The organism is Bacillus sp. FSL M7-0558 (assembly GCF_038003245.1).
GTDB classification, from domain to species: Bacteria; Bacillota; Bacilli; order Bacillales; family Bacillaceae; genus Bacillus; species Bacillus pumilus.
Map to the genome: position 1 here is coordinate 2,393,013 of NZ_JBBOOU010000001.1, position 14,791 is coordinate 2,407,803.

A 14,791-nucleotide genomic window follows, 5' to 3' on the forward strand; every position below is an offset into this window, starting at 1 on the left:
GTGTTCACCTCTAAACAGTCTAATCCCTCAAATTTTTACTAGTTAAATACAAAAAGACATTTTCTAAATTTGGTTCTACGATTTCTGCTGAAATAATTTGAATATTTAATGCGGTCACACCTTGAATGAGATGACTTAATAATTGCTGAGGATGTTGATCAAATATTTTCATTTGATTTCCTTGAACGTCGATTTCCTTTAAAGGGTCGACTTCATGTATGAATTGACGCACTCGATCTATATCATTTTGTCCATGTTCACATTTTATGGTCAAAACAATTTCTCTTTGATTTCCGACAAGCTCACTTAATTCATGCTGATCCCCTAAAGCGATGATAGACCCATGATCCATAATGGCCATTCTTTCACATAAAAATTCAACTTCTTCCATGTAATGACTAGTATATATAATGGTCATTCCTTCTCCATTTAATGTCTTAACTGTTTCTAATATATGACTTCTAGATTGGGGATCTATGCCTACAGTAGGCTCATCCATGATTAATAGTTTTGGTTGATGTAATATCGCGCAACCGATATTTACTCTTCTTTTCATTCCTCCAGAGAATACTTTCACTTGATCATTTGCTCTATCTTTAAGACCAATTAGCTCAAGTGTTTCTTGTACTCTGCTTTTCAACTCTTTTCCTTTGAGTCCATACATTCTCCCCCAAAACATTAAATTTTCTTTTGCTGTCAAATGTAAATATAAAGCGATCTCTTGCGGAACAATTCCTATCATTTGCTGCGCCTTTTTTGTTTCTTTTTTTACATCTATACCTTCAATCGTTATGGTGCCGCTTGTGGCATGAATCAGCCCTGTCAAGATGCCAATCAATGTGGATTTCCCCGCACCATTCGGACCTAATAGTCCAAAAGATTCTCCTTTTTTCAAGTGAAAGGTTATCCCTTTTAATACCTGTTTATCTTCATAATATTTCTTGATGTTGTGTACGTTTAGCAATCAATACCTCTCCCTAGTCATTTAATATCAATTAAATTATCTGGTATGAACTTCAACTGTAGAATAATTTTTCCAATTCATATATTTTAACATGAGATGTATTGCAGGAGAATAGTACAGGTCATTTTAAAATAGAACATAAAAAAACTTACAGGATATAATCTCCCGTAAGTTTTTTCGATTATTCTCATTGATTCATTATTTAGAAATCAACCCATGCGGGTCAATGACAAATTTTTTCGCCACACCCGAATCAAAGTCGCTGTATCCTTGAGGGGCTTGATCAAGGTTAATGACGGTCGCATTCACCGCTTTGGCGATTTGTGCTCTTCCGCTTAAAATGGATTTCATTAGACTGCGGTGATATTGCATGACAGGGGTTTGGCCTGTCACAAAGGTATGGGCTTTTGCCCAGCCGAGTCCAATTCGCACTTTCAGTGATCCAACTTTTGCATCAGCATCCACTGCACCTGGGTCTTCTGTGACGTAAAGCCCTGGGATTCCGAGTTTACCGCCAACTTTGGTAATATCCATAATTGTATTTAAAACGGTTGCAGGCGCTTCTCCTTGATCTCCATGACCTGAAGCCTCAAAGCCAACACAATCGACGGCACAGTCTACTTCTGGCTCTCCTAAGATATTGGTGATTTGTTCGCCGATTCGATCATGTTTTCTTAAATTGATCGTCTCACAGCCAAAGCTTCTGGCCTGCTCCAGCCTTTGTTCATTCAAATCACCGACAATGACCGTAGAAGCGCCAAGAAGCTGAGCGGAATGCGCTGCGGCAAGACCTACTGGCCCTGCACCGGCAATATATACGGTTGAACCAGGCTTTACTCCAGCCGAATATGCACCGTGAAAACCTGTCGGGAAAATATCGGAAAGCATCGTCAGATCAAGTATTTTTTCCATCGCTTGATCTTTGTCTGGAAATTTCAGCAGCTGGAAATCTGCATACGGCACCATGACGTACTCGGATTGGCCGCCAACCCATCCGCCCATATCGACATATCCATAGGCAGAGCCTGGACGGTCCGGGTTTACATTTAAGCACACATGGGTTTTTTGTTCCTTACACATGACGCATCGTCCACAAGCAATATTAAAGGGAACGGACACAAGGTCTCCTTTTTGAATAAACTCCACATCTCGTCCAACCTCAACGACTTCACCTGTAATTTCATGACCAAGGACTAGTCCTGCAGGCGCAGTGGTACGACCTCTCACCATGTGCTGGTCACTTCCGCAAATATTCGTCGTCACTACTTTTAAAATGACGCCATGCTCACATTTGCGCCCCACATTGGCTTTCGGTACACCCGGGCCATCTCTTAAAATCAAATCAGGGTATCCAATATCCTCAACTGCTACATTTCCTGCTCCTTTATAAACGACACCTTTGTTTCCCGACATATTTTCATTCCTCCCTTTTTGTTTAAAAATGAAGTCTCTACAATTTTCTCTACTTCTGAAGCAATTCCCTGCTCCAAATGGCACAATTGATAAAAAAAAAGCGAAAAATGTCTATCACGGAGAGAAAAATGTATCTTCCAGTCAAATAAAAAAGAAAATATTGAAAAAAAAGCTAAACTTTTGAAGAACGGTGTCGATATAATAAATAAGCCAGACAGGTATCCTTAATCGACAAACAAATTCCTTATATATACTATCATTCCTTACACACCTGGCTGGCGCCTACATCATATACAAAAGTCTCTTCGATGAAGAGACTTCAGATTGTTGACAAAGGGCTAAAATGATCTTGATTTTAGCCCTTTGTCTTCTTTTCAGCGTGATAGAAAACCTTTGAAGTCTAGGAAGGGCGAGCACTGGCGCAGAGCGAATTTAACATTCGTGAGCACCCGCGCGCAGACCTGACAACGAATGCGAGGGTTTGTCTACACGCTGAAGTCTCTTCGATGAAGAGACTTTTTTTAATTCGCTCAAACATGATTCAATGACACGCAAAGAAGCTCCTCTCACGAAGAGCCTCTTTTAGAATGCTTGTTCATTACCTGGGAAATATTTTCATCATTTTAACGCTTTGATACAGATGTATGTATCATAGTGATAAACCGAAACTTCTCTAAAGTGATACGCTGAAAATAGGCGGCTGATCTCTTGTTCACTATACGATGAAAAAGAATGTGACCGCTTTTGTTCCTTCATCAGTTCCTGCTGTTGGAATGATAAGAATACTTCTCCATCCACTTGAAGAACGCGGTACACTTCCTTCATGACTTGCTCAATATCCTTCAAGTAATAAATGGTCTGCACCGTAAATAATTTATTGAATGATCTGTCTTCAAAAGGTAAATGCTCGGCTTTACCAAGAGTCACAACGGCTTTATCCTGTTCCACAAGCTTCTTATGTTTTCTTTTTGCATATTTGATCATATGACGAGAGGCATCCACTCCATATACTTTACCGCGATCAAGTTTCTCTGCTACCTTCGATAATGTCATGCCTCTTCCAGTACCGATTTCTAAAATCCGGTCATTTTCTTGTATATTTAAGAGTTGAATCGTCCATTCATTGATATTATGATGATTTTTTTCCATATAGCGGGCAACCCATTTTGAGAACAAGCCTTTTGGTTCCCTCATTTGTTTTCCAATCCAGCTTTGAATCAATGTTAACACCTGCTTTGCACCAGTAAATAAAACTATTTACGAATTTTCTTACTTTTCATATCGGCTCACACCTAACAAAGTTTAAGACCTAGTCCTAATCATTTGTTATTGATTAGACGGCATCTTTTCAGAAAATGTTTCGCAGAACTTCAAAAAATTTAATCCGAATAGGCGTTTTCATTAATTGTGCTCAGATTGATTTCGTTTTCTGCATGAGCTGCATATTTTATGAATGTATCTTGATTAGATAAAGGTGGTGCTAGATTATGGGCTTTGGTGGAGGTTATGCTGGAGGCTGCGGTGGTTACGGTGGCGGCTTTGCAGGCGGATTCGCATTGCTTGTTGTACTGTTCATTTTGTTGATCATCATCGGTGCAAGCTGGATTTGCTAATGTAAAAGGAGCAGGAAACGATAACGTTTCCTGCTCCTTTTCTTTAATACCAATAAGCTCGATACTGATACATATATTGTCTGAGCATTTCCTCTTGCTCTCTTTGCATTCGGTACGGATTACCGTATCCATGCTTTAAGGAATGCGGAATGGATGCATATCCGTGCCCCACTGACGGAAACCTCATATATGGTGACATCGACATTCGTTGATCACCTCACAATCTCCTTTTACGGATATCATATGTGCAGATGATCAATGTGGAGCGTGTCTAAACCTGGTCCTTCTCCATAGTATAACAATCAAGTATTGCAAGCATCATAAACATGTCAATCTCCTCCTTTTCGCATTTTTCTTTTCGTATTTTAGTTCATGTACTTTAGTTGTTTCTGCTTCATTTCTTCATAAAATGTTTCGACTTGTTGTTCATAAAGAACTGTTTCAATGTCTTTGTATTTTCGTCGGATCGTCAATGTGATAAAAAATAAATGGATTGTCATATACGCTCACCTCCCTTCAGTTCGCAGCACGCGAAATAGCCCGCAGATCTTCTTTGTCAGTTGACCTGTGGGCACACAAAAATGCAGATCAAAAGACAGTGTCTTCCAACCTGCAATGGATGATACGTAAAATCCTCGTTTACTTTAACAGTTTTGAAGCGTGTGCACCGTATAAGGTAAAGGAAGGACACGAGCTCTTCCACAGGCTGATGACATGATGAAATTGTTGGTTGAATTGTTCACAAGTAGATACGAATAACATATTCTTCAGCCTCCTTTACGTTTTTAATTACTTTGTTAGTATATCCAGCAAGCACCATTTTGTAAACCTGTTTTTAGTAAAATAGATGATTTTTGTGTGTTTGACTAAATTTCTACATTTATTCTTGTCCGATTGTCCAATACAATCAAAAAAGCCCCCTCACGTATATGAGGAGACTTTTCGAATTAATCTTCATCTAGTTCTTGCAGTTTCTTTTGAAAAAAGATCGCACGTCTCACACAAAGAAAAGCTGCTAATAAGAAAATACAATCAATTCCCATCATCAGCATTTTTGGAGATGCTTCGATGTGTTGGCTTGGTATGATCGTACCAATATATAAAAAGGTGCTGACAGCAAGCAAAATAAAAGCGTACTGCTTGTAATCTGTCACTAAACCACTCCACTTTTTCTTCACTTGAATCACCTTCCTGTTTAACATGTCTATTGATAGCTTAACATAGTAAAAGAAAGGTAGTAGCATGTAAATCTATCCATTCACTAGTGCGTTTAGTCCCTGCTTCATATCATTCAGTAAATCATCCACATCTTCAATCCCGACGGATATACGAATTAGCCCATCAGTGATGCCAAGCTCCTCGCGGCGGTCTTTTGGAATGGACGCATGAGTCATTCGAGCAGGAACAGAGATTAAGCTTTCAACCGCTCCAAGGCTTTCTGCGATCGTAAACAGCTTAAGCTGACTTAAAAACACATCGACATGTTCTTCTTTTCCAATGTCAAAAGAGATCATGCCGCCGTAGCCTGATGCTTGCGTTTTTGCAAGTTCATGTCCAGGGTGAGCATCAAGGCCTGGGTAATAAACACGTGTGACTGCTGGATGTTGTTCTAAAAACTCAGCGATTTTCTGTGCATTTTGCTGATGTGCTTCCATTCTTAGTCCAAGCGTTTTGATTCCTCTCATGAGAAGCCATGAATCCTGCGGTCCAAGAATTCCACCAGTAGAATTTTGAACAAAATGCAGTTCTTCCCCAAGCTCTTCCGTCGCTGTTACAACTAGCCCGCCTACGACATCACTGTGGCCGCCTAAATATTTAGTGGCACTATGCAGGACAATGTCCGCCCCATATTCAATCGGCCTTTGGAAATAAGGTGTGAAAAATGTATTATCAACAATCATTAAGATGTTGGCTTCTTTTGTCAATTGGCCGATCGCTTTGAGATCAGTCATTTTCAGTAAAGGATTGGTTGGTGATTCAATGTAAACCGCTTTTGTTTCAGGTAAAATCGCCTTTTTCACTGCTTCAGGATCACTTGTGTCAACAAAGGTCGCTTGAATGCCAATACGGTTGAGTACCTTTGTGATGACGCGGTACGTTCCGCCGTATACGTCATCTGTCAGGACAATATGATCTCCGCTGTTAAACAGCATCATCACTGCCGTAATGGCAGCCATTCCTGAACCAAATGCGTAGCCGTTTGCTCCTCCTTCAAGGTCACGAATGACGGTTTCTAGTGCCGTTCTTGTTGGATTCGCAGTTCTTGAATATTCATATCCTGTATGTTCGCCTGCTTTCGGCTGCTTATATGTGCTCACTTGATATATCGGCACAGACACAGCGCCCGTTTTTTCATCACCAGTTGTTCCGCTGTGTATCATCATTGTTTTTCGTTTCATTTTATTTTCCTCCCTCATAAATTCCTTTACTTAAATACCGTTCACTGCTGTCAGGAAAAATGGTGACGATGACTGTCCCAGGTGCTGCCTTCTTCGCTTCTTCTAAAGCGGTAAATAACGCTGCACCCGAAGAACTCCCGATGAGAACGCCTTCTTTTTCAGCAGCTACTTTCACCATTTGGAAAGCATCATCATCACTGACGGTATATATCTCATCGAATAAAGCAGATTCCATATAATCTGGGATAAATTCAAGGCCGATTCCTTCCGTTCTATGCGGACCCGGATCTCCTCCATTTAAAATCGATCCTTCAGGTTCGACAACAACTGTTTTTAACGCAGGATGCTGCTCTTTTAAATAGGCAGCACACCCTTGAAAAGTCCCGCCAGATCCCGCTCCTGCCACGAATACATCGATATTTCCTTGCAAATCGGACCATAATTCTGGGCCAAGTGTTTTATAGTAAGTCAATGGATTTACTTGGTTTTTAAATTGTAAAACGCAATAGGCATTGTCAAGGCTTGCCTCTAGTTCAAGGGCTCGATCAATCGCACCCTGCATGCCCTCTTTTCTTGGTGTATGAATAATCTCTGCACCGAGCGCTTTCATGAGCTGTTGTTTTTCTTGACTAAAATGTTCTGGTACGCAAAAAATGGTCCGCAATTGATGCTTTCTTGCACTGAGGGCAAGCCCAATTCCTGTGTTTCCAGCAGTTGCTTCAATGATGGTTCCACCAGGGCGCAATTTGCCAGATGCTAATGCTTCTCTTATGAGCATATCACCTAAACGATCTTTAATACTTCCACCCGGATTCATCATCTCAAGCTTTGCATATACCTCTACACCTTCCGGGATGCCGATTCCTGACAGTTTTAAAAGCGGTGTGCGGCCAATTAATTCTGTAATATCCTTTATGACAGCCATATGATTCCCTTCCTTTGTATGGAAAAGAAGGGGGAATCCCCTTCTTTTATTGAGTTTGCTTTATCATACGCAAGACAAGGTCGGTTGAGTGAATCGCTGCTTGTTCAAGAAATTGATCAAATGAGACATTGGATTCTTTCCCTGCAATATCAGATAGCGCTCGAACGACAACAAATGGCGTTCCAAAGAGCTGGCAAACTTGTGCAACGGCTGCGGCTTCCATTTCCACCGCATATAGCTCTGGAAACTTCTCTCTCACAAACGCTACACGATCCGGATCATTCATAAATGAATCTCCGGTTGCAATCGTTCCTTTTGCCACTTGGATATGATCGATCTCTAAAGCCGATTCCTCTGCCAGCTTCACAAGCTTTTCGTCTGCAACAAAAGCAGCTGGCAATCCTGGTACTTGTCCGTATTCGTAATTAAAGATCGTGACATCCACATCATGATGTCTAACATCAGTAGAGATGACAATATCCCCTACATTTAATGTGTGATGGAAACCGCCAGCTGATCCTGTATTGATCACATAATCCGGCTGAAAGCGGTCAAGCAGAAGTGTTGTGCTGACCGCTGCATTCACTTTTCCAATCCCTGATTTTAATAAAATCACTTCTTTATCTTCATAAACACCTGTTGTGAATTCACACCCAGCGATGTTTTCTTGTGTAGCATTCTTTAGTTGATCTCTTAATATCGTCACTTCTTCTTCCATTGCACCTATGACTGCGATTTTCAAATCAAAAACATCCTTTCATTCCCTTTTCTTCGCTTCTACGATCCAAACAAAATCATTCATTTGATGAAAGGACGTACTAAAACCTTCTTCTTCAAAGATTTGCTTTAGCACATCGATGGATGGATAATATTCCGTTTCTAAATCTTCAGCAAGCTGATCAAACCCTGCCGCTTTCGCTTTGTCAATTTCAGCTTGATGTGCTGCTTGATTTTGAAACATTGTATCAGCAAAGACTATTTTACCATCTGAGTGAAGGATGTTGCTATAGGTGTGAATGGCTTGTTTTTTTTCTTCGTCCGTTAAATGGTGGAAAGCATATGAACTGACGATTGTATCCGGCTCAAATGGCGGCGCTGGAAATGATAAAAAATCCCCATCATGAAACACATCGGGTATTCCCTTTTGAAGAGCCGCTTTCTTCATGGCGTCTGATGGTTCAACGCCAAATACGTTCTTATCTGCTGCGAGCAGTGCCGCTGTTAAATTCCCCGTGCCGCTTCCAAACTCAAGAACATCTTGACCTGCACGCAGAACAATTTCTTTTAAAATAACCGGATACCGGCGAAACACTTCTTCATACTGCTCATCATGACCACTTACCGTGTCGTCATAAGAGTCAGCCCAATGATCAAATAAAGAAAGAAACTCACGTCCCATTTTCTTTTCCTCCACTTTATCTATTTATTCCTATGCGTATAGTATGTTTTAATCCGTCGAACAGTTCCTATCCTACCACATGTTCAGTTTCTTTCCTACTAAAAAATACTGGGAGGGGTAGAAAAATATTTGCTCTTTTAGAGGAGAGAGATTAAGATGAATGAAGAGTATGGAGAGGTGAATCAAATGGATTTCCAGTTGGATTTTCTAAAGGATAAAATTGAATTCTTTGAAGCATCGTCTTTAAAAGAACTTGAACAAAAGATCCAAAAACAAATTGAACATAATCAGGCAATCTTGCTGACCGTTCATTCTGTCAGTCATCAAACGACTGTGATCGATGACCGAATTTTGTATACAGCGGTTGTTCATTTTAAGGCGAATATCTAAAAAAAGATAGCATGGCTGCTATCTTTTTTTCATGTTTATTTTAATTTTTCAACCTTTACAGGTTTCCAGCCTTTTTCATCTACCCATGTGATTTCCACGCGGTAGCGTTCGCCTGTTGATTTGTCACGGATGGTTCCCTTTGCATCTTGAGGGCCTCCGTTATTTCCTAACCAAAGAACTGTCATTTGATCTTCTGAAATTCCCGTTGCATAGGACATGGCTTTCATCATTTCTTTCCAGTCTTTTGAGTTAGAATCATAGGTTGCTGTATGTGAACCGGATTGCTCTGTTCCTACAGGCTCCCAGTCATCGCTTTCGTATGTTTTGTCTACGTCACTCGTTTTGCCGCCATCTGTTTCTTTGGCGTCTTTTAACGCATCTTTATTAGGCTCTTTTTCATCATCTGACTTCTTCGCATCGTCGTCTTGATCAGATGAGTCATCTTTTTTTGCATCTGAATCATCGGATGTGTCTTTCTTTTGATCTTTCACATCTTCATCTGATTTTTGTTTATTTTCACTTGTTGCAGGCGCTGTTTTAGATGGTTCTTTCGCTACATCTGTGTCTTTCGGTTTATTAAAAATTAATAAACTCGTTGCGACCACCAAAATAAGCACCACAACGATACCAATTAATATGTTAAGCACCATATTGGCCTTTCTGCGCTTATCACGATGTTCAAATCGAGAATTTCTACTCAAAATCTCTGCACTCCTTTGCCTCTGTTCCCTAAGTCGTTACTATTTTAACATGACATGAAGGGATGTTCTATGTCTGTTTCTTTTCAATTTCGTTGACCTTTTTTACAATATCATAAAACGCATCATTTGTCTTAGCCCGCCCACTTGTCTCATCAAGGTGAACAACGACAAGAGCATATTTTGGTTTTTCCACCGGAAAGTATCCAGCAAACCACTTATGATAAAGCGGATTCCCCTTTTTATCTTTACTGCCAGTTTGGGCAGTGCCTGATTTCCCCGCCACATCAAATGGAAGGTCTCGAAACCTTCTTCCTGTTCCTTTGTCAGACGTCACCACCTGCCTTAAGTACTTTTGCAGTTTTTGTGCTGTATAGCGGTCAATACTGCCCCCTTCTGGTCGTTTGTTTTGAAAGGTTAGCATCGTTGTTCCGTTTTGATACAGCACTTTTTCAGCGATTTTCACTTCTTTTCGTTCTCCGCCTCTTGCAATCGACGCCATCATATTGGCCATTTGCAAAGGAGTCGTTTTGACATTTTTTTGCCCTATTGCGGTTTGGGCAATAGCCTTTTTAACATGCTTGTCTCTTTTATCCCCCCACACATTGCCGGTTTCTTCACGATCAAACTGTTTGAAATGCTGCTTATGATAGACATCCCCTTCCCAGCCAGCTCGATCAATGAGTCCAAGCTTTGCAGCCGTCTTTTCAATGATTTGATCATCTGTTTGGATCAGCTTGTCAGCAAGTGTTGCAAAGGTATAATTACAGCTCTGCGAAAAGCTCTCAGACAGATTCAGCACTTCCTGCGTTCCTTCTGGCTCTCCATATAAATTCTTTCGACAGTCATACATCGTTTGTGGCTGGTCGAGGTTTTTTTCGATTGCTGCGGCAAGTACAGCGGTTTTAAAGACAGAGCCTGGTGCCATGGCAGTCAGCATGTAATTTCTTGCTTCATGCCGGTTTTTGCTTGTGACGTTTGGCATACTTGCCATCGCCAGCACACTGCTGCTTTCAATGTCGAGCAGAACGGCCCCGCCTTTTTCGACGCCCTGGTCTTTCAGTACCTTCTCCATTTCAGCTTGCATGTTTTCATCAATTGTTGTTTGAACTTGAAGAGGATAAAATGAATGAGCCTCTGCTGTATATTTGACGTCCATCCCAAACAAAGGGTTTCCCCTTCCGTCCACATGATATAACAATTTTGTGTCTTGCTCGGGTAATAAAAATTCGTCAAAGGTACTTTCCAGCCCAAAAGTGCCGATTTCTGTACGGATGGAAAGCTCTTTTTTGTCAGGATAACGCTTTCTGAGCAATTCTGGATTCTCGCTCGTGAAGCCTAATGTGTGGAGGGCAAGTCTTTTTTTGTCCTTCTCTTTCATATATACGCCGTACACACCTGAATATTTCATATCATTGATGTCTTTCAGCTTTTTTTTCGTGATGTCATCTTTGAGAATCAGAGGTTTTTTGGTTTCTGTCAGCTGTTTTTTGAGTTCATCTTCTTCCATCTCAAGAATAGAGGCGGTTTGTTTTAAATGAGGAAGATCATATTGCAGAAAAGGAAATAAGATCACCGCAGGCTGTTCTTTTGTGAGAAGCGCCTCGCCGTTTCGATCTAAAAATTCACCGCGGCCATCTGAAATGACCACTTCTTCTGTACGCTGTTTGACACTTTCTTGTATTAAATTGATATCAAGCTTTGAAAAAGATTCTGTGAAAAACAGTTGAATTTCTGCCAGTCTGATGAGAAGACCAAGCAGCAGTATAAATATAATAGCACCTGTCCATTGAATTCTACGTTTTTTGCGCATAAAAACACCTCGTCCCTATTGTGGACGAGGTGTTTATCGTATAAACGTGATTATGAAATTTTTACAATTTGGACGAACATTTCTCCGCCAGGTGTTTGAACGGTTACTTTGTCGTCTACTTGTTTGCCTAATAGGCTTTTTGCAATTGGTGAATCGTTTGAAATCTTTCCTTCGAACGGATCAGCTTCTGCACTTCCGACGATTGTGTAAGACTCTTCTTCTCCGTCTGGTAATTCAACAAAAGTGACTGTTTTACCAAGTGAGACAATATTTGAGTTTCCTTCATCTTCGATAATTTTGGCATTGCGAATCATATTATCAAGCGTAGTGATACGCCCTTCTACAAACGCTTGCTCTTCTTTAGCAGAATCATATTCCGAGTTTTCAGAGAGGTCTCCAAAGCTTCTAGCAATTTTAATACGCTCTACAACCTCTTTACGTTTAACCGTTTTCAAATGTTCAAGCTCTTCTTCTAATTTACGTTTTCCTTCTTCTGTCATTGGAAATACTTTCTCTTGTGCCATGAATCATTCACTCCTTCTATTAATCCTCATCATACATACTTTCTGCACGTGAGTGACGACTGAAATATACAAGAATGAGGACTTCTTCATGCCCTCATTCCTTCTGTCCCATATTTGTAAAAGTCCATCTTACATGGCGTCCCTTTTAGATGCAACTATTATGCCTTTTCTCAGATAGGACCATCCGCAGCGGTCAAAAGATGATCTATCTTATCGCACAAACTGTGGAAAGGCACAGGAAGCTCCTGTACCTCGTTCGCCATTTCGATCATATGTAGAAGAATAGCTTATCCATTCTCCATCTTCCCAATACATAATATGGTCAGTGTACGATATGTCTATGCTATATTATTACATAATTGCTTTTTGATCAAGAATTGTTTGAAAATTTGTGATGATTTGTTTGTCGTTTTTTTAATATACTTTTACAAAATCGAAACCACTTCAATATTCAGCTTGAAAACGACATTTTTCTACATCTATTTCACATCATTGTTTTCCTATCATATCAAATCTTTCATTCAAAGTGTTACTTCTTAAAATATTTAAGCAGCTTCTACTTTTAGAAACAAGTGAAATATGGTATTTATTCTCTTTATTATGATGCTGAAAAGACTTTACAAGTAAAGGTTTTTTTCTCCTCCACCATTTACTCTGCTCGGTTTTGAAGAATCGTTTGAATTTTTGTCACCATTAAGTCAATGGTCTTGATATGTTATTTATTGATAACGAAATCAACTAAAACCCAATGCTTTCAGAGTTTCTCCCTGTTCCACTATGTTGTTATTTTCATTATTTTTAGATCAATTATATTTTTTTGTGGGCAATCTGTGGGCAGAGACAAATTTTGCAACAGAAATCTTTTTGAATACTGTTTTTAGATTCATACTCTTCAAAAACCCTTTGTTTTTAAACTTCAATTTATGGATATTATGGTAAACTAATATGGAAAATAATTGTTATGGAGGGTTTATATTGAATCACATAAAATCGTGTTTCTTCCTATTATTATGTATTACATTGTTAAGTGGATGCAACACCACTTCAAAAGAAAGCGGGACAACAACCACAGAGAGTGAAAGCTATAATTCCAATAACAACTTAGAAAAGAGCAATAAAAAGACATTAGATAAAGTTGGTGACAGTTTATACGACCCTGATACCGGAACAGTCACTTTAAACAATGTAAAAGATATAAGTGATAAAAAGGTACGAATAGGTGATTTGAAAATCGTTTTCCACAATATAAAAGTTATTACAGTCACCGATCTTACTGATAATTTCAAAGCTGAATTGGAGGAACATTTCGATGGGAAACTAAATAAATTCACTTATGCCCAAATCCTTTATGAAACAGAAAACACAGGTAAAGATCAAATCTCTTGGAGAGGATTTAGAACTGCTGTCACTCAGGGAAAACACCAAGTAAATTTAGATTTTAATTTATATATGGGATTACCAAATCCATCATCTATAGAAATGTTGCCAGAATCGAAATTGGAAAATAACATGGTCTGGATTCCTGTAAATGAAAATGAGAGGGCTATTAGAATAAAAGCCGAAGATGTATTAAAGAATGACAACAACAAGCCTGATGCAATCGTCTATGGAAAAGAAGTAAGTTTTGATATCTAAGGAAGTTCATCATGACTGATCTTGAAGAGTGGTCATCATATTTGAAGATTTCGTTGAAAACCATTCATAAATTCCTTTATTGTTATATAATGGTTATTTACTTAAAAGAGCGCCATTCTTAGGGGGAACAAAATGGGAATTTTCATTTCAATATTTGCCGGTTTAATGATTATAGGAATTTGTGTAGGACTTATTCTATTAATTTTCTCGAAATCAAGGAAAGTAGGAAAAGGCGTTTTTATTACTTGTCTTCTTATATTGTTATCAATATCATTTTTGAATTCATTTATTTGGAAATATGAAAGCTCAGAAATAGCATCAATAACTCCTGAAAAATATAATCAATTAAAGAAAGGTATGACTCCTAAAGAAGTTAAGAAAATTGTTGGTGGTTCCGCTAGATCAGAAGAAATAAAAGAAGATAATTATTTCATTTGGGAATATGAAGGGGAAAAAGGAATTGAAAATGATGCCTCGGCAGACTTAATATTTGAAGATGATCGACTAAGTTCTAAATTTGAAAGTGGTTTGCTGACAAAGCACAATGAAACAGATTCCGAACAGGTATACGAGTCAGAAGTAGCAGGTGAAGAAGATGAATTAGAATCTTTGAAAAGTGATGCTGAATATGAAATTGAATCTATTGTAGAAGATAATTACACTACTGCCTCAATTGAAAAAATTGAAATTAATGAAGATATGGGATCGAGTGAGCCAAATAAATTAATTGCTCTTGTTCACTTGTCATTTGATGCAAAGAATTCTGCTCAAACCTCTTATAATATGACGGAAATGTTTAGTGAAGATCTAGCTGCTAAGATTGGATCGGATAATGACTCAATTTCGCAGTTATCCGTATTCTGGAAAGTGCCATACAAAAGCGATAAGAGCGCAGCCAAATTCTCCTACGAACGATCAGGGGATAACATGATAATTAAAAGCAAATCAACCATTCTGAAATAGTCCTTCGACTTGAAGGGCTATTTATTTCCGCTTATAATCGAACATATATTCCATT

17 protein-coding genes are annotated in these 14,791 nt (G+C 39.1%); 4 read left to right on the plus strand and 13 right to left on the minus strand.

Translation table 11 applies throughout. The annotated features are described in order from the left end of the window. Positions 1-19: 19 nt before the first annotated feature. From MHB79_RS12080 to MHB79_RS12090, 3 genes are all read right to left on the minus strand, one after another. Positions 20-964 (minus strand): ABC transporter ATP-binding protein, encoded by a 945-nt coding sequence (locus MHB79_RS12080; protein ID WP_050943692.1) that lies wholly within the window; start codon positions 962-964, stop codon positions 20-22. A gap of 198 nt (positions 965-1,162) precedes the next feature. Beyond that, the gene (fdhA, locus tag MHB79_RS12085; RefSeq protein WP_340989851.1) at positions 1,163-2,377 is read right to left on the minus strand and encodes a formaldehyde dehydrogenase, glutathione-independent; all 1,215 of its coding nucleotides are present in this window, start codon (positions 2,375-2,377) and stop codon (positions 1,163-1,165) included. 618 nt (positions 2,378-2,995) lie between these two features. Beyond that, positions 2,996-3,598: a class I SAM-dependent methyltransferase gene (locus MHB79_RS12090; protein ID WP_003216605.1), complete on the minus strand. Its 603-nt coding sequence runs from the start codon at positions 3,596-3,598 to the stop codon at positions 2,996-2,998. A gap of 266 nt (positions 3,599-3,864) precedes the next feature. Here MHB79_RS12090 and MHB79_RS19035 point away from each other — a divergent pair, with 266 nt between their 5' ends. After that, positions 3,865-3,990 carry a YjcZ family sporulation protein gene (locus MHB79_RS19035; RefSeq protein ID WP_003216180.1) on the plus strand — a complete coding sequence of 42 codons (126 nt, stop codon included), beginning with the start codon at positions 3,865-3,867 and terminating at the stop codon, positions 3,988-3,990. A 43-nt stretch (positions 3,991-4,033) separates the two neighbouring features. On the opposite strand, the gene MHB79_RS12100 is transcribed toward MHB79_RS19035, so the two are convergent. The 7 genes from MHB79_RS12100 to MHB79_RS12130 form a co-directional block, all read right to left on the minus strand. Further along, entirely contained in the window at positions 4,034-4,195 is a 162-nt protein-coding gene (locus MHB79_RS12100; RefSeq protein ID WP_159037603.1) for a hypothetical protein, read from the minus strand. 160 nt (positions 4,196-4,355) lie between these two features. Continuing rightward, positions 4,356-4,490 (minus strand): YrzI family small protein, encoded by a 135-nt coding sequence (locus MHB79_RS12105; RefSeq protein WP_012010698.1) that lies wholly within the window; start codon positions 4,488-4,490, stop codon positions 4,356-4,358. A 447-nt stretch (positions 4,491-4,937) separates the two neighbouring features. Further along, positions 4,938-5,168 carry a YrhC family protein gene (locus MHB79_RS12110; protein WP_003216296.1) on the minus strand — a complete coding sequence of 77 codons (231 nt, stop codon included), beginning with the start codon at positions 5,166-5,168 and terminating at the stop codon, positions 4,938-4,940. 72 nt (positions 5,169-5,240) lie between these two features. Next, positions 5,241-6,389: a bifunctional cystathionine gamma-lyase/homocysteine desulfhydrase gene (locus MHB79_RS12115; RefSeq protein WP_003216259.1), complete on the minus strand. Its 1,149-nt coding sequence runs from the start codon at positions 6,387-6,389 to the stop codon at positions 5,241-5,243. A gap of 1 nt (position 6,390) precedes the next feature. Further along, positions 6,391-7,314 carry a PLP-dependent cysteine synthase family protein gene (locus tag MHB79_RS12120; RefSeq protein WP_340989854.1) on the minus strand — a complete coding sequence of 308 codons (924 nt, stop codon included), beginning with the start codon at positions 7,312-7,314 and terminating at the stop codon, positions 6,391-6,393. A 46-nt stretch (positions 7,315-7,360) separates the two neighbouring features. Then, entirely contained in the window at positions 7,361-8,056 is a 696-nt protein-coding gene (gene mtnN / locus MHB79_RS12125; protein WP_050943689.1) for a 5'-methylthioadenosine/S-adenosylhomocysteine nucleosidase, read from the minus strand. Positions 8,057-8,071: 15 nt separating this feature from the next. After that, positions 8,072-8,713, minus strand: coding sequence for a class I SAM-dependent DNA methyltransferase (locus MHB79_RS12130; RefSeq protein WP_226803762.1), 642 nt, complete (start codon positions 8,711-8,713; stop codon positions 8,072-8,074). 186 nt (positions 8,714-8,899) lie between these two features. On the opposite strand from MHB79_RS12130, the gene MHB79_RS12135 reads away from it, so the two are divergent. Then, a complete protein-coding gene (locus MHB79_RS12135; RefSeq protein WP_034620637.1) occupies positions 8,900-9,103 on the plus strand; it encodes a YrzA family protein in 204 nt (67 codons plus the stop codon). A 35-nt stretch (positions 9,104-9,138) separates the two neighbouring features. Here the strand turns inward: MHB79_RS12135 and MHB79_RS12140 are convergent, their stop codons facing one another. From MHB79_RS12140 to greA, 3 genes are all read right to left on the minus strand, one after another. After that, positions 9,139-9,804, minus strand: a complete 666-nt coding sequence (locus MHB79_RS12140) for a YrrS family protein (protein WP_050943687.1) — start codon at positions 9,802-9,804, stop codon at positions 9,139-9,141. Positions 9,805-9,871: 67 nt separating this feature from the next. Next, positions 9,872-11,614: a peptidoglycan D,D-transpeptidase FtsI family protein gene (locus MHB79_RS12145; protein WP_226803763.1), complete on the minus strand. Its 1,743-nt coding sequence runs from the start codon at positions 11,612-11,614 to the stop codon at positions 9,872-9,874. A gap of 50 nt (positions 11,615-11,664) precedes the next feature. Then, positions 11,665-12,138 (minus strand): transcription elongation factor GreA, encoded by a 474-nt coding sequence (greA, locus tag MHB79_RS12150; RefSeq protein WP_003216248.1) that lies wholly within the window; start codon positions 12,136-12,138, stop codon positions 11,665-11,667. A 975-nt stretch (positions 12,139-13,113) separates the two neighbouring features. On the opposite strand from greA, the gene MHB79_RS12155 reads away from it, so the two are divergent. Continuing rightward, positions 13,114-13,773: a hypothetical protein gene (locus tag MHB79_RS12155; protein ID WP_226803764.1), complete on the plus strand. Its 660-nt coding sequence runs from the start codon at positions 13,114-13,116 to the stop codon at positions 13,771-13,773. Between the two features lie 132 nt (positions 13,774-13,905). Further along, positions 13,906-14,736 carry a hypothetical protein gene (locus MHB79_RS12160; protein WP_226803765.1) on the plus strand — a complete coding sequence of 277 codons (831 nt, stop codon included), beginning with the start codon at positions 13,906-13,908 and terminating at the stop codon, positions 14,734-14,736. The last annotated feature ends 55 nt before the right edge of the window (positions 14,737-14,791 follow it).